The organism is Actinoplanes sp. NBC_00393, assembly GCF_036053395.1.
Lineage (GTDB): Bacteria > Actinomycetota > Actinomycetes > Mycobacteriales > Micromonosporaceae > Actinoplanes.
On record NZ_CP107942.1, the window covers coordinates 4216535 to 4238270 of the forward strand.

General features: G+C 71.9%; 19 protein-coding genes. 9 read left to right on the top strand and 10 right to left on the bottom strand.

Annotated features, from left to right (window positions below; genetic code table 11):
* Positions 1-302 precede the first annotated feature (302 nt).
* The 3 genes from OHA21_RS19910 to OHA21_RS19920 are packed head-to-tail and all read right to left on the bottom strand — an operon-like array spanning position 303 to position 2705.
* A complete protein-coding gene (locus OHA21_RS19910; protein WP_328475663.1) occupies positions 303-1079 on the bottom strand; it encodes an amino acid ABC transporter ATP-binding protein in 777 nt (258 codons plus the stop codon).
* A gap of 4 nt (positions 1080-1083) precedes the next feature.
* The gene (locus OHA21_RS19915) at positions 1084-1881 is read right to left on the bottom strand and encodes an amino acid ABC transporter permease (RefSeq protein WP_328475665.1); all 798 of its coding nucleotides are present in this window, start codon (positions 1879-1881) and stop codon (positions 1084-1086) included.
* Positions 1878-2705, bottom strand: a complete 828-nt coding sequence (locus tag OHA21_RS19920; protein ID WP_328475667.1) for a basic amino acid ABC transporter substrate-binding protein — start codon at positions 2703-2705, stop codon at positions 1878-1880. Before OHA21_RS19920 ends, OHA21_RS19915 begins: the two co-directional genes overlap by 4 nt.
* A gap of 79 nt (positions 2706-2784) precedes the next feature.
* Between OHA21_RS19920 and OHA21_RS19925 the strand changes: the two genes are divergently transcribed.
* The 3 genes from OHA21_RS19925 to OHA21_RS19935 all read left to right on the top strand — a co-directional run bounded on the left by OHA21_RS19925 (position 2785) and on the right by OHA21_RS19935 (position 10168).
* Positions 2785-3561, top strand: a complete 777-nt coding sequence (locus OHA21_RS19925) for an inositol monophosphatase family protein (protein WP_328475669.1) — start codon at positions 2785-2787, stop codon at positions 3559-3561.
* A 74-nt stretch (positions 3562-3635) separates the two neighbouring features.
* Entirely contained in the window at positions 3636-5039 is a 1404-nt protein-coding gene (locus OHA21_RS19930; protein WP_328475671.1) for an SGNH/GDSL hydrolase family protein, read from the top strand.
* Between the two features lie 95 nt (positions 5040-5134).
* Positions 5135-10168: a diguanylate cyclase gene (locus OHA21_RS19935; RefSeq protein WP_328475673.1), complete on the top strand. Its 5034-nt coding sequence runs from the start codon at positions 5135-5137 to the stop codon at positions 10166-10168.
* Between the two features lie 844 nt (positions 10169-11012).
* Here OHA21_RS19935 and OHA21_RS19940 read toward each other — a convergent pair.
* On the bottom strand, positions 11013-11504 hold the full coding sequence (locus OHA21_RS19940; protein WP_328475675.1) for a hypothetical protein: 492 nt from the start codon (positions 11502-11504) through the stop codon (positions 11013-11015).
* Positions 11505-11559: 55 nt separating this feature from the next.
* On the opposite strand from OHA21_RS19940, the gene OHA21_RS19945 reads away from it, so the two are divergent.
* Positions 11560-12189 carry a maleylpyruvate isomerase family mycothiol-dependent enzyme gene (locus OHA21_RS19945; RefSeq protein ID WP_328475677.1) on the top strand — a complete coding sequence of 210 codons (630 nt, stop codon included), beginning with the start codon at positions 11560-11562 and terminating at the stop codon, positions 12187-12189.
* 2 nt (positions 12190-12191) lie between these two features.
* Here OHA21_RS19945 and OHA21_RS19950 read toward each other — a convergent pair whose 3' ends face one another.
* From OHA21_RS19950 to OHA21_RS19965, 4 genes are read right to left on the bottom strand one after another with little or no spacing between them, the layout of a single operon-like run.
* Positions 12192-12494 (bottom strand): hypothetical protein, encoded by a 303-nt coding sequence (locus OHA21_RS19950; RefSeq protein ID WP_328475679.1) that lies wholly within the window; start codon positions 12492-12494, stop codon positions 12192-12194.
* Between the two features lie 31 nt (positions 12495-12525).
* On the bottom strand, positions 12526-13749 hold the full coding sequence (locus tag OHA21_RS19955; protein WP_328475681.1) for a metallophosphoesterase: 1224 nt from the start codon (positions 13747-13749) through the stop codon (positions 12526-12528).
* A gap of 53 nt (positions 13750-13802) precedes the next feature.
* Positions 13803-14273, bottom strand: coding sequence for a hypothetical protein (locus tag OHA21_RS19960; RefSeq protein WP_328475683.1), 471 nt, complete (start codon positions 14271-14273; stop codon positions 13803-13805).
* A gap of 44 nt (positions 14274-14317) precedes the next feature.
* Entirely contained in the window at positions 14318-14773 is a 456-nt protein-coding gene (locus OHA21_RS19965) for a MarR family winged helix-turn-helix transcriptional regulator (RefSeq protein ID WP_328475685.1), read from the bottom strand.
* Between the two features lie 130 nt (positions 14774-14903).
* On the opposite strand from OHA21_RS19965, the gene OHA21_RS19970 reads away from it, so the two are divergent.
* The 3 genes from OHA21_RS19970 (at position 14904) to OHA21_RS19980 (ending at position 18095) form a co-directional block, all read left to right on the top strand.
* Complete coding sequence (locus tag OHA21_RS19970; RefSeq protein WP_328475687.1) at positions 14904-16256, top strand: hypothetical protein; 1353 nt, start codon at positions 14904-14906, stop codon at positions 16254-16256.
* 289 nt (positions 16257-16545) lie between these two features.
* Positions 16546-17646 (top strand): carboxylate-amine ligase, encoded by a 1101-nt coding sequence (locus OHA21_RS19975; protein WP_328475689.1) that lies wholly within the window; start codon positions 16546-16548, stop codon positions 17644-17646.
* A gap of 95 nt (positions 17647-17741) precedes the next feature.
* Positions 17742-18095 (top strand): STAS domain-containing protein, encoded by a 354-nt coding sequence (locus OHA21_RS19980; protein ID WP_328475691.1) that lies wholly within the window; start codon positions 17742-17744, stop codon positions 18093-18095.
* A 3-nt stretch (positions 18096-18098) separates the two neighbouring features.
* Here the strand turns inward: OHA21_RS19980 and OHA21_RS19985 are convergent, their stop codons facing one another.
* Positions 18099-18860 carry a GAF and ANTAR domain-containing protein gene (locus tag OHA21_RS19985; protein ID WP_328475693.1) on the bottom strand — a complete coding sequence of 254 codons (762 nt, stop codon included), beginning with the start codon at positions 18858-18860 and terminating at the stop codon, positions 18099-18101.
* Between the two features lie 143 nt (positions 18861-19003).
* Here OHA21_RS19985 and OHA21_RS19990 point away from each other — a divergent pair, with 143 nt between their 5' ends.
* A complete protein-coding gene (locus OHA21_RS19990; protein WP_328475695.1) occupies positions 19004-19600 on the top strand; it encodes a GyrI-like domain-containing protein in 597 nt (198 codons plus the stop codon).
* Here the strand turns inward: OHA21_RS19990 and OHA21_RS19995 are convergent.
* Positions 19590-20990, bottom strand: a complete 1401-nt coding sequence (locus OHA21_RS19995) for an amidase (RefSeq protein WP_328475697.1) — start codon at positions 20988-20990, stop codon at positions 19590-19592. The two genes, OHA21_RS19990 and OHA21_RS19995, sit on opposite strands and share 11 nt — an antisense overlap.
* Before the next feature lie 95 nt (positions 20991-21085).
* Here OHA21_RS19995 and OHA21_RS20000 point away from each other — a divergent pair, with 95 nt between their 5' ends.
* Positions 21086-21667, top strand: coding sequence for a hypothetical protein (locus tag OHA21_RS20000; RefSeq protein ID WP_328475699.1), 582 nt, complete (start codon positions 21086-21088; stop codon positions 21665-21667).
* The last annotated feature ends 69 nt before the right edge of the window (positions 21668-21736 follow it).

Genomic DNA, 21736 nt, shown 5'->3' on the forward strand with positions numbered 1-21736 from the left:
TGCGGGCTCGGGTGATAGCACCCCAGCAGGACCCGGCCGCCTCTGCACCGCCGAGGCCATCCACGCCCTGGTCAGCCGCAGCCCGTCCGCCCGGTGCGCCGAGGTCGGCTGGTGCGATGCATCGCCGCGACCAGCCAGTCAGCGGTGGCGTGTGTGCCGCGGCGTGTTCGCGGAAAGCGACCAGGCGCGGGCACCGCCGGCAGCCCACCACCTCCTCGCGCACCAGCGCGAGCCCCTGCGCGGTCGTCTGATCAGGTGCACCGGTCGACCGTGGCCGTACCGCACCGGCCACGGCGACCAGGTCAGTCCGCCAGGTGCGCGCCGATCTCGGTCTCGCTGACCCGGGCCGGCTCCAGTACCCGGTGCAGGAACTCGCGGGTGCGCTCCTCGCGGGGACTGCCGAACAGTTCGGCCGGCGGGCCCTGTTCGACGATCACCCCGGCGTCCATGAAGACGACGCGGGAGGCGACCTCACGGGCGAAGGCCATCTCGTGGGTGACCACGAGCATGGTCATGCCCTCGTCGGCCAGTCCCCGCATGACCGCGAGCACCTCACCGACCAGCTCCGGATCCAGCGCGCTGGTCGGCTCGTCGAAGAGCATCAGCTGCGGTTCCATCGCCAGCGAGCGGGCGATGGCGGCGCGCTGCTGCTGACCGCCGGACAGCTGCGCCGGATAGGACTCCGCCTTGTCGGCGAGGCCGACCCGGTCGAGGTTCTCCGCCGCGATCCGGCCGGCCTCGGCACGGCTGCGTTTCAGGACCCGGCGCTGGGCGATGGTGACGTTCTCCCGGACGGTCAGGTGACCGAACAGGTTGAACTGCTGGAAGACCATGCCGATGCCGCGGCGTACCGCGTCGATGTCGCAGTCCGGGTCGGTGACCTCGACGCCGGCCACCCGGATCGAGCCGGACGTCGGCTCCTCGAGCAGGTTCACGCAGCGCAGCAGCGTGGACTTGCCGGATCCGGACGGACCGATCACGCAGACCACCTCGCCGGGCTCGACCGACAGGTCGATGCCGCGCAGCACCTCCAACTTGCCGAAGGACTTGTGCAGGTGGCTGATCTCGATGGTGGACACGCGGTCACCTCTCCCTTCCGGCCCGGCGCTCCAGCGCGCGGACGACCTGTGACAGCGGCAGGGTGATCACCAGGTAGAGCAGCCCGGCCACCACCAGCGGTGTCGGGTTGACCCGCGTGTTGAGCGTGTCCCCGGCGAACTTGGTCAGTTCGATCGTCGTCGCGGTGACGCCGAGGACGTACACCAGGGAGGTGTCCTTGGTGAGCAGGATGATCTCGTTGGTCAGCGGTGGGATGACGATGCGGAACGCCTGCGGCAGCACGATGGAGACCATCGCGCGGGGATGGGACATGCCGAGCGTACGGGCGGCCTCGAGCTGTCCTTTCGGGACGGCCTGGATGCCGGCGCGGATGGTCTCCGCCATGTACGCCGCGGCGGTGAGCCCGAGGCCGATCGTGACCGAGCCGTAGACGCCGCCGGGGATCTCCCGGTCCGGGAAGGCGAGCGGCACGCCGTACCCGACCATGAACAGCACCAGTAGGGCGGGCAGCCCGCGGAACAGTTCGATGTAGGCGGTGGCGAACCAGCGGTACGGCAGGATCGTCGACAGCCGCATCAGCGCGAGGATCAGCCCGAGCGTCAGACCGAACACGAACGCCAGCAACGTGTAGATGATGGTGTTGCGCAGCGCGATCGTGATCGCGTCCGGGAACATGCTGCGGGCGATGTCGAGGCGGAAGAACGCCTCGGACAGGCTGCCCCAGTCCGCGGCGGCCACCACCGCCAGGATGACCAGCAGGAAGACGACGTAGCCGGCGACGCGGAAGATCCGTCGCCGCCGGCGTGGGGTCAGCTTGATCATGAAGCCGGCTTCGCACCGATCCACTCGGCGTAGATCTTGTCGTACGTACCGTCGCTGCGGGCCGCCGCGATGGCCTCGTTGACCGTCTTGAGAAGCTCCGCGTTGCCCTTCTTCACGGCGAAGCCGTACTGCTCGCCGGTGTCGAAGCCGGTGGCCACCACGACCTTGCCGGGGTTGGCCTTGATGTACTCGTTCCAGACCGGCAGGTCGTTGACGGCCCCCTCGATCTGGTTGGTCGCCAGCGCCTGCTGCAGCGCGGCGAGGTCCCGGTACGACACCACCTTGATGTCCAGGCTCTTCTCCTTGACCTGGCCGTTGATGTACTCCTCGCCGGTGGTGCCGCCCTGCACGCCGAGGCGCTTGCCGACCATCTCCTCGAGGGTCTTGACCTCCTTACCGGTCTGCGTGGCGAGCGCCTGGGTGGCGTCGAAGTACGGCTCGGAGAAGTCCAGCACCTTCTTGCGTTCCTCGGTGATGGTCATGCCTGCCGCGGCCACATCGCACTTGCCGGAGTTCAGGTCGGCGCCGGACTTGATGCCCTCGAACGGGGTGTCCACGATCTCCTGTGTCACACCGAGCTTGGCGGCGACCAGGTCGATCAGCGCGACGTCGAATCCGACCACCTTGCCGGACTGGTCCTTCGACTGGAACGGCGCGTACGGAAGGTGGGTGCACGTGGTCAGCGCGCCGGTCTTGATCAGCGGCACGCCGCTCTCGGTGGTGCCGCCGGTGTCCTCCTTGGCGCAGCCCGCGGCGCCGCCGATCACCAGCATCGTGGCGGCCGCGAGGACGGCCGCTTGACGAGCATGTCCCAGCATCTTCATGCGCCTCAGATTAATCCACCACACTGGATATCTCGCGACGGTGCGTGACGCCGTGTCCGAATCCGATAGCCTGCCGGTGATGGATCGAGATCTCATCGCGGCGCGCGACCTCGCCGCCGGCCTGGCGGTCCGCGCCGGCCGGTTGCAGCTGGAGCGACGCGACACCCTGAAAGTCGGCACGCCGAAGGCGCACGCCAACGACGTCGTCTCCGATGTCGACATCGCCAGCGAGAGCCTGATCGTCGACGCGATCCAGCAGGACTGGGCCGACGACGCGGTGCAGGCCGAGGAGGGTCACGGCCGGGCCGGCACGAGCGGCTGGACCTGGGTGATCGATCCGCTGGACGGCACCCGCAACTACATCAGCCGGACCGGCCCGTGGTCGGTGTGCATCGCGCTGTACCACGGGGAGCAGGCCCGGGTGGCGGTCGTACACGATCCGGCCGCCGGCGAGACGTTCAGCGCGGTCGCCGGCGGCGGCGCGTTCCTCAACGGCGAGCCGATCTCCGGGTCGAGCGGCCCGCCCATGGCGGAGGCACTGGTCGGGGTCAGTTTCCAGCCCAACCCGCGGACCAAGGAACGCACCGGCAAGGTGATCCGCGAGCTGCTGCCCCGGGTCGGTGACATCCGCCGGATCCCGGCGGCGCTGAACCTGGTGTACCAGGCCGCCGGCCGGCTGGACGGCGGGCTGGCACTGGACACGAACCTGTGGGACATCGCCGCCGGCGCCCTGATCGCCTGGGAGGCCGGTGTGGTGCTCGGCGGGCACGGCCCGGAGTTCTCCACCGAGCTCACCATCGGCGCCGCCGCTCCGCTGTGGCCCGACCTGTCCAAGCTGGTCCGCTCGGTCGCCTGAGCAAGCCCTCGCCAAGGGCCCGGCCCGCATGATAACGATGATTGTCGATGCATGCGGACCCTTGGGGGAGAGACATGCGCATCACACGTCCGAGGAAAGTCGTTGTCGCCGCCTTCGCGTGGGTGATTCTCACGCCGGTGGCCGCCGTGGCGCAGGAACCGATCCTGAGCGCCGACGGCTCGTCGGCCGCCTGGGTCGACGCCTGGACCGGGTCGGCCCAGGGCGTCTACCCGGTCGGCTACTCCGTCGCCCAGCCCGGACCGCCCGGCCCCGCCGGACCGGGCAACACGGCGCCACTGCTGACCGCCGCGTTCCCCGACGACCAGGCACGCAACCAGACGCTGCGCATGATCGTGCACCCCAGCGTCGAGGGCACGAGCTGGCGCATCCGGTTGACCAACGAGTTCGGCACCCGGCCGGTGACCTTCGGGCGCGCGGCGGTGGGCCTGCAGTCCAGCGGCGCCAACCTCAAGGCCGGTTCGAACCGCGCGCTGACCTTCGGCGGCCGGCGCTCGGTCACGGTCGCGGCGGGCCGGACCGTGCTGAGCGACCCGGTGTCCGTCAAAGTCACCGACGCACAGTCGCAGGATCTCGCGGTCAGCCTGCACGTCGCCGGGGCGAGCGGACCGATGACCTGGCACGCGGCGGCCTTCACCACCTCGTACCTGTCCGACCAGAACGCCGGTGATCACACCGGGGACGTCGCCGACACCGCGTTCCCGCACTCCACCACCTCGTGGTTCTTCGTCTCCGAGGCGCAGGTCCAGCGCCGCGACGCCGCGACCGTGGTGGCGTTCGGCGACTCGATCACCGACGGCTTCTTCGCCACGCTCAACGAGAAGGACCGGTGGCCGGACGTCCTGCAGCGCCGGTTGGACGAACGACGGCCGGACAGCCGGCCGATCTCGGTGGTCACCGAGGCGATCGGCGGCAACATGGTCACCCGGATCGGGCGTACGCCCGGCGGCTGCACCCCCTGCGACGGGCCGCCCGCGCTCGACCGGCTCGACCGCGACGTGCTCGACCGCCCCGGCGTGCGGGCCGTCATCCTGCTCGAGGGCATCAACGACCTGGGTGGTGGGGGCGCCACCGCGGAGCAGGTCATCGCCGGATACCGGGAGATCATCCGGCGGGTGCACGCGCGCGGCATCAAGATCATCGGGGCCACCCTGACGCCGTCCGCCGGCACCGCATTCGGTCTCTACGGCACCCCGGAGACCGACGCCAAGCGCCGGACGATCAACACCTTCATCCGTACGAGCGGCGAGTTCGACGGCGTCGCCGACTTCTCGGCGGCGACCGAGGACCCGGCGAACCCGGGGCACCTGCTGCCGGCGTACGACACCAACAGCAGCGCCGGCGGCCCCGGTGACCACCTGCACCCCAACCGGGCCGGTTTCCTCGCGATGGCCGCCGCCGTCGACGTGGCCCAGCTGGAGCGCTTCGTCGCGGCCCCGGCCGGGAAGAAAGCCGCCTGACCCGCATCTGTGCCGCACCCGACACCGCGCCGAATGTCAGGTCTTTCGCTCGCCTGCCGATTACAGGCAGGCGAGCGAGAGGCGGGATCGAGCGGGTGACTACCCACGGGGTACTGGACGAGCTGAGCGGGCTGCAGCTCGGGGCCGAGCTGGGCCGCGGAGCGGCGACCACGGTGCACCGGGTGCTGCGCGACGGTGTTCCGTACGCGCTCAAGCGCCCGATCGAGGACGCGCCCGGCCTGCTGACCGCGTTCCGCCGGGAGGCGGCGCTGCTGGCCTGCGTCGACGACCCGGGGGTGCCGCGCATCCACGCGATCGGCACCCACGACGGGCTGCCCGCGCTCGTCCTCGGCTACCTGCCCGGCGCTTCGCTCGCCGACCTGCTCGCCGACCAGCCGCTCCCCCAGGCGCGAGTGGTCGAGCTCGCCGCCCGGATGGCCCGTGCCCTCGCGGCCGCGCACCGCACCGGCCTGGTGCACCGCGACGTCAAGCCGGCCAACATCATGATCGGCCCGGACGGGTCGGCCACGCTGATCGACTTCGGTCTGGCCCTGCTGCGCACCGGCGCCGAGCAGGTCGACGAGGATGCCGCGGTCGGCACCTTCCGGTACGCCTCCCCCGAGCAGTCCGGCATGCTCGAGCGCCCGGTGGACGGCCGCTCCGACCTGTACTCGCTCGGCGTCGTGCTGTTCGAGTGCCTCACCGGCCGGCTGCCGTTCGAGGCCGACGACGTGGGCCAACTGCTGCGCCTGCACCTCACCGCGCCGGTCCCCGACCTCAGTGAGCTGGTCGCGGGCCTCGACCCGGCGCTGGCCGCGGTGGTGACCCGGCTGCTCGCCAAGGATCCCGACGACCGCTACCCGGACGCCGCCGCCCTGCTCGCCGACCTGCGCGCGTGCCCCGGTGGCGCCGCCGCGGAGGAGCCCGCCGTCGTACGCTGGCCGCTGGCCGGCCGTGATGCCGAGCGTGACCTGCTCACCGGCCGCTGGCGCCGCGCGGTGGCCGGGCAGGGCGGGGTGGCCCGCATTAGTGGGGCGGCCGGCTCCGGCCGCAGCCGCCTCGCCGACGAGCTCGCGCTGGCGGCGGACGGCTACCCGGTGTTGCGGGCCGGCGGGCACGCCGACGACGTGCTTCCCTTGGCCGCTCTGCGCGCCGCGGTCGGCGGCTATCTGAAGTCGCAGCGCGACCAGGCCGAACGACTCGTCGAAGAGGCGGCCCGGGCGGCCGGCCCGGGCGCCGAGCTGCTGCTCGGCGCGGTCGCCGGCGGCGAGGAGAGCGACGAGCAGCTGTTCGCCGAGGCGGCCGTCTTCCTCGGCGAGCTGGCCACCCGAGCCGGCGCGATGATGCTGGTGCTCGACGACGCGCACTGGCTGGACGCCGGCAGCCGCCAGGTCCTGACCCGGCTCGCCGCGAACCGGCGGCACCTGCCGCTGCTCGTCGTGCTCGCCGAGATCGAGCCGGAGACCACGGCGGCCGAGCCGGGGAACGAGCCGGCCGAACCAGCCGTCGCCGCGGACGTCGAGGTGGCCTGCGGGCCGCTGGACGCGGAGGCGATCGGCGCGCTGCTCGCCTCCCGCCTGCCCGGCACCGCGATCCCCGCGGAGCTGACCCGCCACGTCGCCGCCCGCACCGACGGCACCCCGCTCACCGTCGTCGAATACCTGCTGCGCCTGCTCGACGCCGGCCTGCTCACCCCGAACTGGGGCGCCTGGCACTTCGACGAGACCGGCGCCGACGCGCTGCCGGCCGCACCGGACGTCCGTGCGCTGCTCACCGACCGGCTGGCCCTGCTCACCGAGGCCGACCGCCGGGTGCTGGTCACCGCCGCGGTGGCCGGCCGGCGCTTCCGCCCCGGCACGCTGACCGCGGCCGGCAACCCCGCGGACCAGGTGGCGGTTGCGGTGAGTGCCGCGGTGACCCGGCGGGTCCTGGAGTCGAGGACCGACGGCTGGTACGTCTTCGTGCACCCCGTCCTGCGCGACGCCCTGCTCGACGGCATCCCCGACGAGCAGATCTGCCGCCTGCACGCCGCCCTCGCCGACGCCCTCGACAGCCTGCCCGAGGACGCCCGCGACGCCGACCACGTCTACGCCGTCGCCCGCCACCTGCGCGCCGCGGCCGACGCCGCCCCGGCCGAGCGGCGGCACTCCGGCGCCCTCGCCGCCGGGCTGCGCGCCCTCGACGACCGGGCCCCGGCCGAGGCCGCCGACTACCTCGAGGACGCGCTCGCCGCGGACCCGGCCTCCGCCGAGGTCCTGCAGCCCCTCGCCGTCGCCTACCTGCGGGCCGGCCGGCTCGCCGACGCCCGGGCCACGATCGACCGGGCCGTGGCCGCCGAACCGGACCGCCACGCCCGGGCCCGGCTGCTGGTCACCGCGATCGAGATCCATCACACCCTGTGGGACGACGACCGCGCTCAGGAGGCCACCGCCCGCGCGGTCGCCGAACTGCGCCGCCCGCTGCCCCGCAACGGTCTGCTCGCGTTGCCGGTCGCGCTGGCCGCCGCGGGCGCCGGTGGCGTCGTCCGGCGTACCCGATGGGGTTCCGGAAGTGCTCGCGGCCGGCGCCGCGACGACCTCGCCGTGCTCGCCGCGGCCCTGGACAGCGGCGGCTATGCCGCGGCGATCGGCCTGCGGTTGCAGGACGCCGGCGTGCTGTCGCTGCGCGCGATGTACGCGGTGAACCGTCTCGGCCCCTGCCCCGAGTACGTGCGGGTGTACGCCATGGCCGGCTACGTCGCCGCCGTGCTGAAGCTGCGCGGCACCGCCGAGCGCTGCCTGAAGCGGGCCGCCGGTGTCGCCGCTGACCTGGGCGATCCCGCGCTGATCGCCTACGTCGAGTGGATCCGCGGCAGCGCCATGCTGTTCGGCGGCTACGACGACGGCACCACGTGGCTCGCCGCGATCACCAAGCACTCCCGCTGGTACGGCCCGGCCCAGTACATCTCCGGGCACTTCACCCGCGGTCTGCGCCTGCTGCTGGCCGGGCACATCGCGGACAGCCGCGCCGAGTACGAGCGCGCGCTGAACCGCCTGCCCGACCCGGACACCGCCAAGGTCACCATGCTCGGCATGCTGTCGGTGATGATCCCGGCCATCTCCGGGCAGCCCGGGCGGGCCGCTGCCGCCCTGGCCGACCTGCGGGCCGCGGTCACCGACGGCAGCACCGCGCAGCGCGCCAACGTGGTGGTCGCGGCCACCTGCGCCGTCCTCGAGGAGGGCGAGTTCGGCGAGCCGTTCGAGCGGTCCCTCGCCGAGTTCCGGGCGCTCGGCCTGCGCCGCCACGAGCTGATGACCGCGCACAAGTGGTTCTACGTCTTCCAGGCCTACGGCCGGCTGGCCCAGGTGCGCCTGGCGCCCGAGCAGGAACGCCCGGCCCGGTACGCCGCGGCCCGTACCGCCGTCGCCGAACTGCGCCGGGTCCGGCACGCCACGCCGCTGATCAACGCGACCTACCTGGTCTGCGAGGCGGGGCTGGCGACCATGCGCGGTGACCACGAGCGGGCGCTCGGCTGGACCGACAAGGCGGAACGGGCCGTCCGCGCGGTCGACGCCCCGCTGATGCACTTCGAGATCGCCCGGATGCGGGCGCGGATCTACCGGGGCATGGACCTGCCGCACGAGATGCGGCGGCACACCCGGATCGCGTACGACCTCGCCGAGCGGGCCGGGCTGGACTCGCGCCGGCGCAAGGTGCGTGCCGAGTTCGGGGTCGACGACGCCGGCTCGGCCCGGCTGCTGACCACCGGCACCCTCGGCAGCGGCCGCAACCGGCAGCTCGAGGCGTTGCAGCAGGTCAGCACCGCCGCCGCGACCGTGCTCGACCCGCAGCAGCTGGCCGGGGTCGCCCTCGACGAGACGCTGCGCATCCTGGGCGCCGAACGGGCGCTGTTCTTCCTGCTCGACGAGGCCGGCAACCCGGTCCCGTACGCCGGTCGCGGCACCAGCGGTGAAGACCTCACCGCGACCACCACGTACGGCGCCTCGCTGGTGCGCCAGGTCGCCGAGACGCACGAGGCGCTCGTGGTCACCAGCACCGAGCAGGGTGCCGCGCTGGGCTCGCAGAGCACCGTCGCGTACGGCCTGCGCAGCGTCCTGGTCGCCCCGGTGCGGTTCAAGGGCGCCATGCTCGGCGTCGTCTACCTCGATAGCCGGCTCGCCCGCGGCATCTTCACCGACGACGACGTCGACGTGCTCACCGCGGTCACCAGCCACGTCGCGGTCTCCCTGGAGACCGCCCGCGCCGCCCAGCTGCACCTCGCCGTGCAGGCCGCCCAGCAGCAGCAGGCGTTCTCCGAGATGCTGCGGGCCGGCCTCGCCGAGCTGAGCGCGCTGCAGGACCCGGGCCAGGTGCTGCGGGCCCTGTTCGCGATGCTGGTGGACCGGGTCGGCGCGGAGGCCGGCTGCCTGGTGACCGACACCGTGATCGAGGTCGCCGGCACGGCCGACCCGGCGCTGCTGGGCGGCCCGCCGGCCGGCGACTTCGAGCTCCGGGTGCCGTTGGTGAGCCAGGAGGGCCACGTCGGCGAGGTGCTGCTGAGCGCCGGTTCGTTCGACGACACCGCCCGGCAGGTGGCGGCCGCCCTGGTCGCGCAGGGCATGAGCGCCTACGACAACGCCCGGCTGTTCAGCCGGGTGCAGGAGCTGGCCACCACCGACGAGCTGACCGGGCTGCACAACCGGCGGCACTTCTACGCCCTGGCCGGCGCGCTGATCGAGGCGGCCGCGCGTGGCTCGCGCGGTTTCGCGGCCGCGATGCTGGACATCGACAAGTTCAAGAGCATCAACGACACGTACGGGCACGGCGTCGGCGACGAGGTCATCCGTACGGTCGCCGCGCGCGTCGGCGCCGTCATCCGCACCTCCGACGTGCTGGGCCGCTACGGCGGTGAGGAGTTCGCCCTGGTCCTGCCCGACCACGAGGGCCTCGCCGCGTCACTGGCCGAGCGGATCCGCGCCGCCGTCGCCGCTTCGCCGGTCCCCACCGCGGCCGGCCCGATCCCGGTGACGGTCAGCGTCGGCCTAGCCGAACTGGACGGCGCCGACTGCCTCGACCAGGTCCTCGCGCGGGCCGACCACGCCCTCTACCGGGCCAAGGAGGGCGGCCGCAACCGCGTCGCGATCTCCTAGAACACTTCCGCAACCCAAGCAGCTGACCAGGCCGCGTTCCAGACCTCAACGGCGGCTCGCCAACACCAGCCGCCACCCACGCAGGCAACCCGGCCGCCGTTCCAGACCTCAACGGCGGCTCACCAGCACCAGCCGCCACCTACGCAGGCAACCCGGCCGCCGTTCCAGGCCCCAACGGCGGCTCGCCAACACCAGCCGCCACCCACGCAGGCAACCCGGCCGCCGTTCCAGGCCCCAACGGCGGCTCACCAACACCAGCCGCCACCCACGCAGGCAACCGTCGGCGATCGACGGATCGGCCGGCGCCGCCGGCGGGCCTCCGCGGCGGCCGGGTCCATGCCGATGGCACCCGTTGGTTTTACTCGACGATGGACCGGACATACGGGGGTTCGGGTCGAGTGATAGCCGTAAGGCACAGCCGCGCCCGTGTTTTCGGGCTTTTTGATCATCCGGCTGGAAGTTGCACACCCTTCGGGCCGGTTGAGGCAGCAACAGCGCCCAACCAGCCCCCGGCAAGCCGGGGTTGTGGATCATCCGGCTGGGGATTACGGCTGTCCGATGATCCACACCCCGGCCTCGGCGGAGCGCTACCGCAGCACCGGGCCAACCCCTGATCGCGGCGACGCCTACCAACCCAGCTGGTCGTCAGGGCTGCCTCACCCCGCCGTAAACGACACTCAGCGACAGCCGGGACAGTCCGGCTGACCACCACGGCAGCCTCACCCCGCCGGAAACGACACTCAGCGCCAGCCGGGACAGCCCGGCTGACCACCACGGCAGCCTCACCCCGCCGGAAACAACGCTCAGGGACAGCCGGACCGAGGGTTCGCGGCGGTCTGTAGCGTCAGATTTCTGGGTCGGCGTCAGCGTCGGCGTCGTCGGGGAGTTCCGCAGGGGAGGTGTTCGGCAGCGGGAAGATCGAAGCGTCGAAAAGCGGATCCGGTTCGATGTCGAAGCTACTGATGATCTCGTCGATCGGGATGCGCGACAGGTTGCGCGGTTCGACGGCCGGGGCAACCGCGGCGACCACGGCGATCAGCCTCGTCTGGATTCCCTCGCCCGGCTCCAGGTCGTGCAGGCGCTGCACGTCCACCTCGGTGCAGGGCGTGCCGTCCTCGCCCAGCCCGACGGCCAGCAGCCGGGTGAGGTAGCAGCCCGGCTCGTCCACCTGCCGGAAGGCGACCACCGCCCAGCCGAGGAACGGCAGGCTGACGGTCAGTGCGACCTCGTCGCCGCGGTAGCAGTCGAAAGCGACCTGACCGAACCGGCTGTCCGGTGTGAAGCTCAGGATGCTGCCGTCGGCGAGCTCGCGGCCGATGCCGAGCGGATTGGCCATGCCGCCATGTTTCCACCAAGTGGCGGACTTCCGGGTGCACGATATCGTCGCCTGGGTGGATCTCCTGCAGATGATCGCCGATGAGCGGCGCCGGCTCGCTGACCTGGTCGACGCGCTGAACCCGGAGCAGCTGAACACGCCGAGCCTGTGTGCCGGCTGGAGCGTCCAGCAGGTGGTGGGACATCTGGTGGCGGCGGTCGCGGCGTCGAACCTCGCGGCGCTGAAACTGCTGGCGCGCAGCGGGTTCAGCATCCACAAGGCGAACGCGCGCCTGGCCGTGCAGACCGCGGACCGGCCCGCCGGTGAGCTGGCCGCGCTGCTGCGCGAGCACGCGGACAACCCGTTCCGCCCGCCGATCGTCGGCTATCCGGGGCAGCTGACCGACCTGCAGGTGCACGGCCAGGACATCCGCCGGCCGCTGGGTCTGCCCGCCGACCTGCGGCCCGAGCGGCTGCGGGTCTCGCTGGACTTCCTGGTCGGCGGGCGCGCGGTCGGTTTCGTGCCGAAACAGCGACCGGCCGGCCTGCGGATCGAGGCGAGCGACCTGGACTGGGCCTGGGGCGACGGCCCGCTCGTGCGCGGCACAGGCGAGGCGGTGATGCTGGCGCTGACCGGCCGGCGGGTCGCCCTCGCCGAACTGGAGGGCGACGGCGTCGCCGAGATGCGCGCCCGGGTTCCCGCCTGAGCTCAGCCGGTGGCCATCCGGATCAGGGCGTTGCCGCCCAGCAGCAGGACGTCGGCGCCGGCGACCAGGGCCATGCTGCGGTTCAGGTACTTGGCGGCCGGCTCCGGCTCGGCGGTGCCGAATCCCCGTACCGCGTAGAAGATCGCCGCGAGCACCAGCGGGATACCGCCGATGAGCAGCAGCCCGACCTGCCCCGGCGTGTTGCCGCGGATCACCAGCATGGTCACCAGTACCGCCGGGACGATGCCGAAGAACACCACGGCGAGTCCGGCGTACCACCGCAGCGGTCCGATCGGTTGCGTCATCACCCTCCCTTTCACCATGCCGAATGCTAGATCACGCCGAGCCGGAGGCCAGCTGCACGACGGTGATGTCGGACGGGGCGCCGACCCGGACCGGCGGGCCCCAGGCGCCGGCGCCGCGGCTGACGTACAGCTGGGTGTCGCCGTAGCGTTCCAGGCCGGCGTTGGTCGGGTTCGCCAGCTCGGCGATGTAGTTGCCGGGCCACAGCTGCCCACCGTGGGTGTGCCCGGACAGCTGCAGGTCGACGCCGTGCTCGACGGCCTCGTGAATGGCCACCGGCTGGTGGGCCAGCAGCACCACCGCACGGCTGCGGTCCCGGTCGCTGAGCGCCGCGGCGAAGTCGGCGCCACCGCCGCCGTCGCGCTCGCCGGACACGTCGTCGACGCCGGCCAGGTCGAAGCCGGGCAGCTCGAGCCGGGAGTTGCGCAGCGGCTGCATGCCGAGCTCACGCACCTTGGCGACCCACGGCTCGACGCCGGAGATGTACTCGTGGTTGCCGGTCACGAAGAAGGTGCCGAGCCGCGAGCGCAGCCCGCGCAGCGGCTCCACCGAGCCGGCCAGGTCCTCCACGTCGCCGTCGATCAGGTCGCCGACCACCGCGACCAGGTCCGGCTGGGTCGAGTTGATCGTGTCGACCACCCGTTGGCAGAAGCCGCTGCCGAGGACCGGGCCGAGGTGCACGTCGCTGACCACGGCGATCCGCAGCCCGTGGGCGCTGCGCGGCAGCTTCGCCAGCGGCACGGTGATCCGTTTGACGGAGGGCCCGTCGAGAGTGCGGTAGGCGCCGGCCCCGACGGTGCCGACCGCGATGGCGGCGGCCGCGCCGCCGGCGATCCGGGAGACGAAGACCCGGCGCGAGATCTGGGCAGGATTTTCCGGTACGCGCTCCGGCGCGATTTCCGCAGCCGGTGCGGTGGTGGCCGGCACCGGTTCGCGACGGCGTGCCAGCCAACGGCTCAGCAGCGGCCGGACCACCTCGCCGGCGAGCACCCCGAGGAACAGGTAGATCAGCAGCGCCAGCCACAGATATCCGGGCCACGCGACGACCCGTACGAGGCTGTGCGGCAGCCCGGACTGCCCGCCGGCCAGGGCGCCGACCGCCAGCACCGGGCCGGCGATGAACACGGCGTTGCCGGCCCTGCGCCACCCGGTGCGGGGTGCGGTGGTGTCGCGGACGAGCCGGCGCCAGACGTACCAGTGAGCGCTTGCGAGGATCGCCAGCACCACGGCCAGCACCAGCAGAAATACGAGGATCACCGGTCGAGGCTATGCGCCCGCAGCCGAACCGGAAAACCTCTCTCAGTACGCCCTCAGCCGTCGGTTCGCCCGGGTGTCCACCCGGACACGTCGCGCAGCCGGCCACGCCACAGCCGGCCCGGGGCGTTGATGGTGTGACCGGGCCGCGAGATGCGGGCGTTGCGCAGGTGGATGTACCTGGTCGGAGCGGACAGCGCCTGGTACTGCCGGTAGGAGATCTCCTCACCGATGTCACGGCTCTTCACCGCGGCATGGGCCAGGTCGGACTGCTCCTTGACGTACTCGGCCATGCCGACGTAATACGCGTCCTCGTGGTCGTTGAGTTCGCTGAGCTCGGCGAACCACTGCCATTGCGGGATCAGTTCGCCGTCCACCACGAGCCCGCCCACGGTCAGCGTGAACGGGGTGCCCGGATCGACGTGCTCGACGAGCTGATCCGTGAGCGAGACGTAGTTGGCGAGCACGCCGTCCGGCTCGGCCCAGTCGGAACGCACAGCACGGGTCTCCAGCATCGGATCGGACATATCCCTAATCTAGGACAGCGGCCACCGCCGTGATCCCGGTTCGCTCAGAAGGCCACCTTCAGCAAAAGCTCGGACAGAGTCGTCCGCTCATGGTCGGTCAGCTTCGCGAAGCAGGCGTCGCCGGCTGCTCGGGCCACGACCAGCGCCTCGCCCAGCAGCCGCTGTCCCTCGGCGGTCGCCACGATGATGCGCGAGCGCCGGTCCCGCTCGTCGGGCCGCCGTTCCACCAGGCCGCGCTGTTGCAGGTCGTCGACCAGGCTGACCACCTGACTGGGATCCAGCCCGAGGAACTCGCTGAGCTCGCGCTGGGAGGGGCCGAGCCCCTGAGCAGCCAGCCACAGCACCGACATCGAGCGGACCTTCAGACCGAGCGGCGCCAGCCGCGCGTTCGCCGCGCTGCTGGTCACGGCCCGGGCGCGGGCCAGTAGGAAGGCGGGATCGGCGGCGAGGCCGGAGGCCAGCAGCCGGTGTCCGAGCTGGGCGGCCTGCGCCTCGGACATGAATCCTCCCCCGATCTGCACTTCTGGCCGGAACTCTACCGGAGAACACCCACGCCATTTGAGAACTTCAATGTTTGACTTTCTCAACTATGGGCCGCGACGATGGCACCGACACGGCAGGAGGTCACCCGTGAAACGCCTCTCCCATCTGGTCCTCGCGGTCGTCCTGACGATGACGACGGCGGCCACCCCGGCGGCCGCGCACGGCGCCGCGCCACCACCGGGCGAGCACCGGGGCACGCTCGCCAACGGCGCGACCTGGCTCGGCCACATCCCGCAGCGCTGGAACGGCACGGTCCTGCTCTTCGCGCACGGCTTCGGGCCGCTGCTGCCACAGGACTCGCCCGACGTCCAGACCCGCGACCTGCTGCTCGCCGAGGGGTACGCGATGGTCGGCTCCTCCTATTCCGGTCCGACCTGGTGGGCCCTGGAGACCGCCCTCGACGACCAGTTCGCCGCGCTGGACGCGTTCACCGCCGTGCTCGGCGCCGAGCCGCGCCGCACGATCGCGGTCGGCCGCTCGATGGGCGGCCTGGTCAGCGCCCGCCAGGCGCACCAGCCCCGCGGCGAGATCGACGGCGCGCTGACCACCTGCGGCATCGTGGCCGGCGGCCTGAATCTGAACAACTACCAGCTCGACGGCCTGCACGCGCTCACCGAGCTGCTGGCGCCCGGCCGGGAGATCCCGCTGGTCCGCTACACGAGTCCGGCGCAGGCCGCCCAGGCCGCCGCCGAGATCACCGCCCTGGTCACCGAGGCGCAGGCCACCGCAGAAGGGCGCGCCCGGATCGCGCTGGCCGCCGCCCTGTTCAACCTGACCGGCTGGGTACGCGGAGAGCCCCGGCCCGCACCGGACGACTACGTCACCCAGCAGGAACACCAGTACCGCACCCTGCTGGCCGGCGCCCTCACCCTGTATGTCACGGGCCGCCAGCAGATCGAACTCTCGGCAGGCGGCAACAGCGCCTTCAACAAGGACGTCGACTACCGCGCTCTGCTCGCCGGCAGCGTACGGTCGGCGCAGGTCAAAGCCCTGTACCGCGACGCCGGCCTGGACCTGCGCGCCGACCTCGACCACCTCACCGCGACCGCCGACATCACCGCGGACCCGTGGGCGGTTGCCGATCTGCGCCGCTCGTCGATGGCCACCGGGCCGCTGCGGGTGCCGCACCTGGCCATCCACACCGTCGCCGACGAGCTGGTCCCGGTCGAGCAGGTCAACTGGTACGCCGAACACGCTCAGCCTCGCGCCGACCGCTTCCGCAGCCTCTACGTCGACACGTCCGGCCACTGCGTGTTCCGCCCGAGCGAGCACCTCACCGCCCTGCACGCCCTCGAGCACCGCGTCACAACCGGCCGCTGGCCGAGCCTGCGACCCACCGACCTCAACGAGGCCGGCGCGGCCTACCCGGGCGTCGCCCCGCGCTACCTGCGCTACCACCCCACCCGGCTGGTCGGCGGCCTGGGCGAACCCGGCCGCTGACGCAGCAGGTCGCTGGTCGGCTGGAGACCCGGGATCGGCGGCCGGCTGCCGATCACCACTGCCGGGATCCCCGGTGATGCCGCGCGCCGCCGGCTCGCGTTCGTTCGCCCCGGAACCGATCGGCGCAGGCGTCACCGCCGAGAACCGCCCGCACGTCGGCGGCCATCAGGCCGGCAAACTCGCGGCCCACGGAATCGGCCGGACTGATCGTGATCCGTTTCAAGACCGGTGGCCGCGGGTAGCCAGCGCGCCGCACCGGCACCCCGGCGCATGTCGAAGGGACGAAGCGATGACTTCCACGATCACCACCGGCAGTACGGTCACCGGCGGCCCGGCGCCGGCTGAGCTCCGTGTCGGGGTGACCGAGGAGTTTCTGCTGCTCGATCCGGTGACCGGCGACAATGTCGCGGGCGGCGACCACGGCGGTCCGGAGACCGCGCCCGGCAAGATCAGCCTCAGCTCCGGCGTGTGCACCGACCTGCGCGACGTGCGTACCCGGCTGCTCGCCCAGCGCCGCCGGGCCGCGACCGCGGCAGCCGACGCCGGCGCCCGGCTGGTCGCGATCGGCGCCACCCCGGTCGGCGAAGCCGGGCAGGAGCCCGCGGCCGACACGTCGTTCCTGAAGATCATCGGCCGGTACGACCTACTGGCGCTCGACCCCGCGGTCTGCGGTATGCACGTGCAGGTCGGCGTGCCGGACCGGGAACTCGCCGTGCAGGTCTGCAACCACCTGCGGGTCTGGCTGCCGGTGATCCAGGCGCTCACCAGCAACTCCCCGTTCGCCGGTGGCATCGACACCGGGTACGCCAGCTGGCGAGCGGTGCAGCTGCTGCGCCGGCCCGGGGTGGGCCCGACGCCGCACTTCGACACCCTCGCCGACTACGAGACCACCCTGGCCGGCCTGCGCACCTACGGGGTCATGCTCGACGGGGCCGGCTGGCATGCCCGGCTCGCCCCCACGCAGCCGGCCGTGGAGGTCAGCGTCGGTGACGTCTGCACCGACGTCGACGACGCTGTCCTGGTCACCGCGCTGGTCCGGGCCGCGGTCGCCACCGCCGTCACCGACGTCCTCGACCATCGGCCCGCGCCGAAACCGCAGGACTGCATCGTCGAGGCCGCGCACTGGCAGGCCGCCCGTGACGGTCTCGACGGCGAACTCGTCGACCTGCGCCTCGGCCGCGCCCGGCCGGCCTGGGAGCTGATCGACGAGTTCTTCGCCACGGTCAGCCCCGCCCTGCTGTTCAGCGGCGACCTCAATCTGGTCGTGGACGAGCTGGCCCGGCTGCGGCACACCGGCGACGGCGCCGGCCGGCAGCGACGGATCCATCAGGGTACCGGTGATCTCCGTGCGGTGCTGGCGGCTCTGGCGGCATGGACCACCGCCGGTTGAGCGCCGGCGCACGAAACTGCGGTACTGTCAGGGACGGCAGTCCTTGCCTTCAACAGTGAGGGAACGCGGCGGCCCCAATCGTCTGGGGACAATTCATGGATCTCCGCACCGCTCCTCCTGCCCACCGCCATGACCTGCACATCATTGGTCCCACGGCCGTCGACGGCCATGCGGTCACGCTGTATTCGACCGGTGTGCTCGACGGACTCAACACCGACCAGCTGGTGGCGGCCTTCCGCGCCACGCTCGACGACCCGGCAGCCGACCCGATCGACCTCGACATCAACGGCCTGACGTTCCTCGACTCCGGCGGGATCCGGGCGCTGCTGCGCTGCCGGACGGTCGCCCGGGCCGCCGGACGGCATCTGCGCCTGCGCGATCCCGCTCCCCCGGTGCGCCAGGTCCTCGCCATCACCGGCCTGATCGGCGTCTTCGACCTGGTCGAGTGACCATCACCGGCGCTTGCCGGGCCGTGGCAGCTCACCGGTCTCGGTGAGCACGCGGGCGATCTCGGCCAGTTTCGTGTTGGTCCGCTGGCTGGCCCGGACCAGGAGCTCGAAGGCCTGGTCGGCGCTGATCCGGTGCCGTTCCATCAGGATGCCCTTGGCCTGCCCGATGAGGTCACGCATCGAGACGGCCAGGGTCAGGGACTGATGCTGCTGAGCGCCGACGAGCGCGACAGCGGCGTGCGCGGCGAACAGCAGGCCGACGTACTCCGACTCGTCGGTGAACGCCTCCGGCTCGTCGGAGTACAGGTTCAGCGCGCCCAGGTTGTCGCGGGTCACGAAGAGCTGGAAGGAGAGCATGCTGCGGACGCCGAGATGCGCGGCCCGCCGGGTGAACTCGGGCCAGCGTTGTTCGGCGGCCATGTCGGTCAGCCGGACGGTCTGCTGCACCCAGGTGGCGTCCAGGCAGGGCCCCTGCCCGGTGTCGTACTGCGCCTCGTCGACCTTGCGGACCAGCTCGTCACTCGCGGCGCGGGTCTCCACGGCACGGCGGGCCTGCACGACGGTGATCCCGGCGTACCGGGTGCCGGGCACGGTGTGCACGGCAGCGGACACGATCGCGGTGAGGGTGTCGTCGACATCGCGTTCGTCCTGAAGTGAGCGGGCCAGATCGCTCAAGGTCTCGGCGAGCTCGTTCGCGCGTACGCCCGCGGTGTAATTGATCGACGGCTGCCCCTTGCCGCCGCGGCTCCCTCGATCCTGTGCCATCGTCGCGGCCCTTTCGGCAATGAGGCGGCTCTGGACGGTCCCAGTTTGCCGTCCAGAGCCTTGACCGGGAACCATCTCGCGAGTACAGCACCAGCCCGCGCACGCATACCCGCGGATCCGGGCAGCCAATCCTGAGGTGACGGATGACCAACAAGATCGACTTCAAGAAGACGCTCGACGGCTATCAGGCGCGGCAGGGCCGGTTCCGGTTCTTGGACGTGCCGGAGCTGCGGTACCTCATGATCGACGGACATGGGGATCCGAACAGTTCGCCGGCCTTCGCCGAGGCGATCCAGACGCTGTACCCGGTGGCCTACAAGCTGAAGTTCGCCAGCAAGCAGGACCTGGGGCGTGATTACGTCGTCCCGCCGCTGGAGGGCCTGTGGTGGGCCGACGACATGGAGTCGTTCACCGCGGCGCGGGACAAGTCGCGGTGGGACTGGACGCTGATGCTCATGACGCCGGACTGGATCAGCCAGGACATGTTCGCCACCGCGGTCGAGCGGGCCGGCAAGCAGGGCGTCCGCCTGGAGAGCCTGTCCGAAGGGCGGTGCGTGCAGACGTTGCACATCGGCTCGTTCGACGACGAGACGAAGGTGCTGGCCGAGCTGCACGACGAGTTCATCCCCGGCCAGGGGCTGCGGATGACCGGAAAGCATCACGAGATCTACCTCAGCGACTTCCGTAAGGTGGCGCCGGAGAAGCAGCGCACCATCCTGCGGCAGCCGGTCACCGGGTAGCGGTCCGGGCCTCCCAGGCGGCGGCGAGATCCAGCAGGGCGAAGTCGTCGTGGTTGCGGCCGATGATCTGCAACCCGATCGGGAGGCCGGCGGCGCTGAAGCCGGCCGGGACGGCCAGGACCGGGGCGTTGATCAGAGTGCCGATCGCGGTGACCTCCATCCACCGGTGGTAGGTGGTCATCTCGGTGTCGCCGATCCGCTGCGGCCAGTGCAGGGCGGCGTCGAAGGGCAGCACCTGGGCGGTGGGCAGTACGGCGTACTCGTACGTCTCGAAGAGCCGGCGGAAGGCCTCGTAAAGGCCGCTGCGCGCCTCGGAGGCCTGGTGCACCTCGATCGCGGACAGCCCGGTGAGGCCCTCGTACTCGAAGAGCGCCTCGGGTTTGAGCCGGGCACGCAGCGCCGGGACGTCGTGGACGGCCTTGACGGACATGCCGGCCAGCCAGTGCCGCAGCGTCAGCCACGTCGGCCAGAGGCTCTCGTTGCCGGTGAACGTGCCCGCGGCGGGCAGATCATCGAGGGTGTCGACGGTCATGCCGAGAGCGGTGAAGTGGCTGAGCGCGGCCTGGGTGATCGCGAGGACCTCTGGTTCCATCGGCAGGTAACCGCCGAGGTCGCCGAACCAGGCGATCCTCCTGCCATGCAGGGATGGTGTGCGCGGGCTGTCGCCGTGCAGGGAGAGCGGGGCGCGGGCGTCGTAGCCGGCCATCGTGCGCAGCAGCAACCCGAGGTCGGTGGCGGTACGCGCGATCGGCCCCTCGACACCGGCCTGGGCGACGAACTTCTCCCCGCCGAAGGACGGGACCCGGCCCACCGACGGGCGCAGGCCGTAGACGTTGTTCCAGCCGGGCGGGTTGCGCAGCGAACCCATGAAGTCGCTGCCGTCGGCGACCGGGACCATCCGCAGGGCCACCGCGACGGCCGCGCCGCCACTGCTGCCACCTGCGGACTTCGTGTGGTCGTAGGCGTTGTAGGTCGTACCGAAGACGTTGTTGTAGGTGTGCGAGCCGAGCCCCAGCTCCGGGACGTTGGTCTTGCCGATGAAGATCGCGCCGGCGGCCCGGATGCGCTCGACGAACAGCGAGTCCGCGGTGGCCGGCCCGGCGGCCCCCGGCGGTATCAGGCCGTAGCTGGTCTCGAGCCCGGCGACGTCGGCGAGGTCCTTCACGGCGTGCGGGAAGCCGTGCATCCAGCCCTGATGGATGCCCCGGCTCAGCAGCCGGTCCTTCTCGGCGGCCTCGGCCAGCAGCTCGGCGCGCGGGCGCAGATTGACGATCGCGTTGACCTTCGGGTTGAGCTCGTCGATCCGGCCGAGGTACGCGGTCATCACGTCGACGCAGCTCACCGCGCGGCTGCGGATCGCTGCCGAGAGCTCGGCGGCACTCCAGAACATCGATCCCCTTGACTGGGCGGCGTGCGATCCGGAAACTCTGAACAACATTTACTATTCGCGAGGGGGCAGATTTCATGCGGAGGATGCCGGTTGCGGTGGCACTCTCGGTTGTCGTGCTGGCGGTGCCGGCCCTGGTGGCGCCCGCGGCGGCTGCCGGTCCCGGGAAGTCCCGGGAGTGCGCGACCCCGTCGATCGACCGCCTTCAGCAGTGGCTGGCCAGCGGCGAAGGCACCACCATACCGGCCACCGGCAGTCTGCTCGTCCCGGCGCGGAAGGGGTACACCGCCAAGGTCACCTTCCTGAACGACGAGTGGCACGTGGTGGTGGTCTGGCTGGGCAACCAGTTCGAGGCCCAGGCCGACCTGTCCCGCTCAGCGGGCTTCCGGCTCACCTACAGCGCTACCGAGGATCTTTACGTGCAGCTCCGGCCGGCGTCGCACTGGAGCGGTGGCGCGCAGTGGGCCACCCGGATCCCGTCCACCCACGGGCGGACGGTCACCCGGTTCTTCAGCTTCCGGCCGCAGGCCTGGACCCACGTGCCGGAGCTCGGCGAGCCGGCGCACTCATTCGCCGCCGCGCTCAGCGAGGCGCGCGGCCTGGTCTTCGTCGGCAAGACCGCGAACGAACTGGAGTTCCGGGGGCTGCGCGTCCACCGCTACACCCCGCCCTGCCTCTGACCGCCGGGCCGGTACCGGCTCACTGCCGCCGGGCGGTCGCGCAGCAGCAGCGACTCCAGCGACTCGTGC

Bases quoted from the DNA above. Each gene is read 5' to 3' on its own strand.
- OHA21_RS19915 (WP_328475665.1), bottom strand. From the start codon at position 1,881: ATGATCAAGCTGACCCCACGCCGGCGGCGACGGATCTTCCGCGTCGCC.
- OHA21_RS19920 (WP_328475667.1), bottom strand. From the start codon at position 2,705: ATGAAGATGCTGGGACATGCTCGTCAAGCGGCCGTCCTCGCGGCCGCC.
- OHA21_RS19925 (WP_328475669.1), top strand. From the start codon at position 2,785: ATGGATCGAGATCTCATCGCGGCGCGCGACCTCGCCGCCGGCCTGGCG.
- OHA21_RS19930 (WP_328475671.1), top strand. From the start codon at position 3,636: ATGCGCATCACACGTCCGAGGAAAGTCGTTGTCGCCGCCTTCGCGTGG.
- OHA21_RS19940 (WP_328475675.1), bottom strand. From the start codon at position 11,504: ATGGCCAATCCGCTCGGCATCGGCCGCGAGCTCGCCGACGGCAGCATC.
- OHA21_RS19950 (WP_328475679.1), bottom strand. From the start codon at position 12,494: ATGACGCAACCGATCGGACCGCTGCGGTGGTACGCCGGACTCGCCGTG.
- OHA21_RS19960 (WP_328475683.1), bottom strand. From the start codon at position 14,273: ATGTCCGATCCGATGCTGGAGACCCGTGCTGTGCGTTCCGACTGGGCC.
- OHA21_RS19965 (WP_328475685.1), bottom strand. From the start codon at position 14,773: ATGTCCGAGGCGCAGGCCGCCCAGCTCGGACACCGGCTGCTGGCCTCC.
- OHA21_RS19975 (WP_328475689.1), top strand. From the start codon at position 16,546: ATGACTTCCACGATCACCACCGGCAGTACGGTCACCGGCGGCCCGGCG.
- OHA21_RS19980 (WP_328475691.1), top strand. From the start codon at position 17,742: ATGGATCTCCGCACCGCTCCTCCTGCCCACCGCCATGACCTGCACATC.
- OHA21_RS19985 (WP_328475693.1), bottom strand. From the start codon at position 18,860: ATGGCACAGGATCGAGGGAGCCGCGGCGGCAAGGGGCAGCCGTCGATC.
- OHA21_RS19990 (WP_328475695.1), top strand. From the start codon at position 19,004: ATGACCAACAAGATCGACTTCAAGAAGACGCTCGACGGCTATCAGGCG.
- OHA21_RS19995 (WP_328475697.1), bottom strand. From the start codon at position 20,990: ATGTTCTGGAGTGCCGCCGAGCTCTCGGCAGCGATCCGCAGCCGCGCG.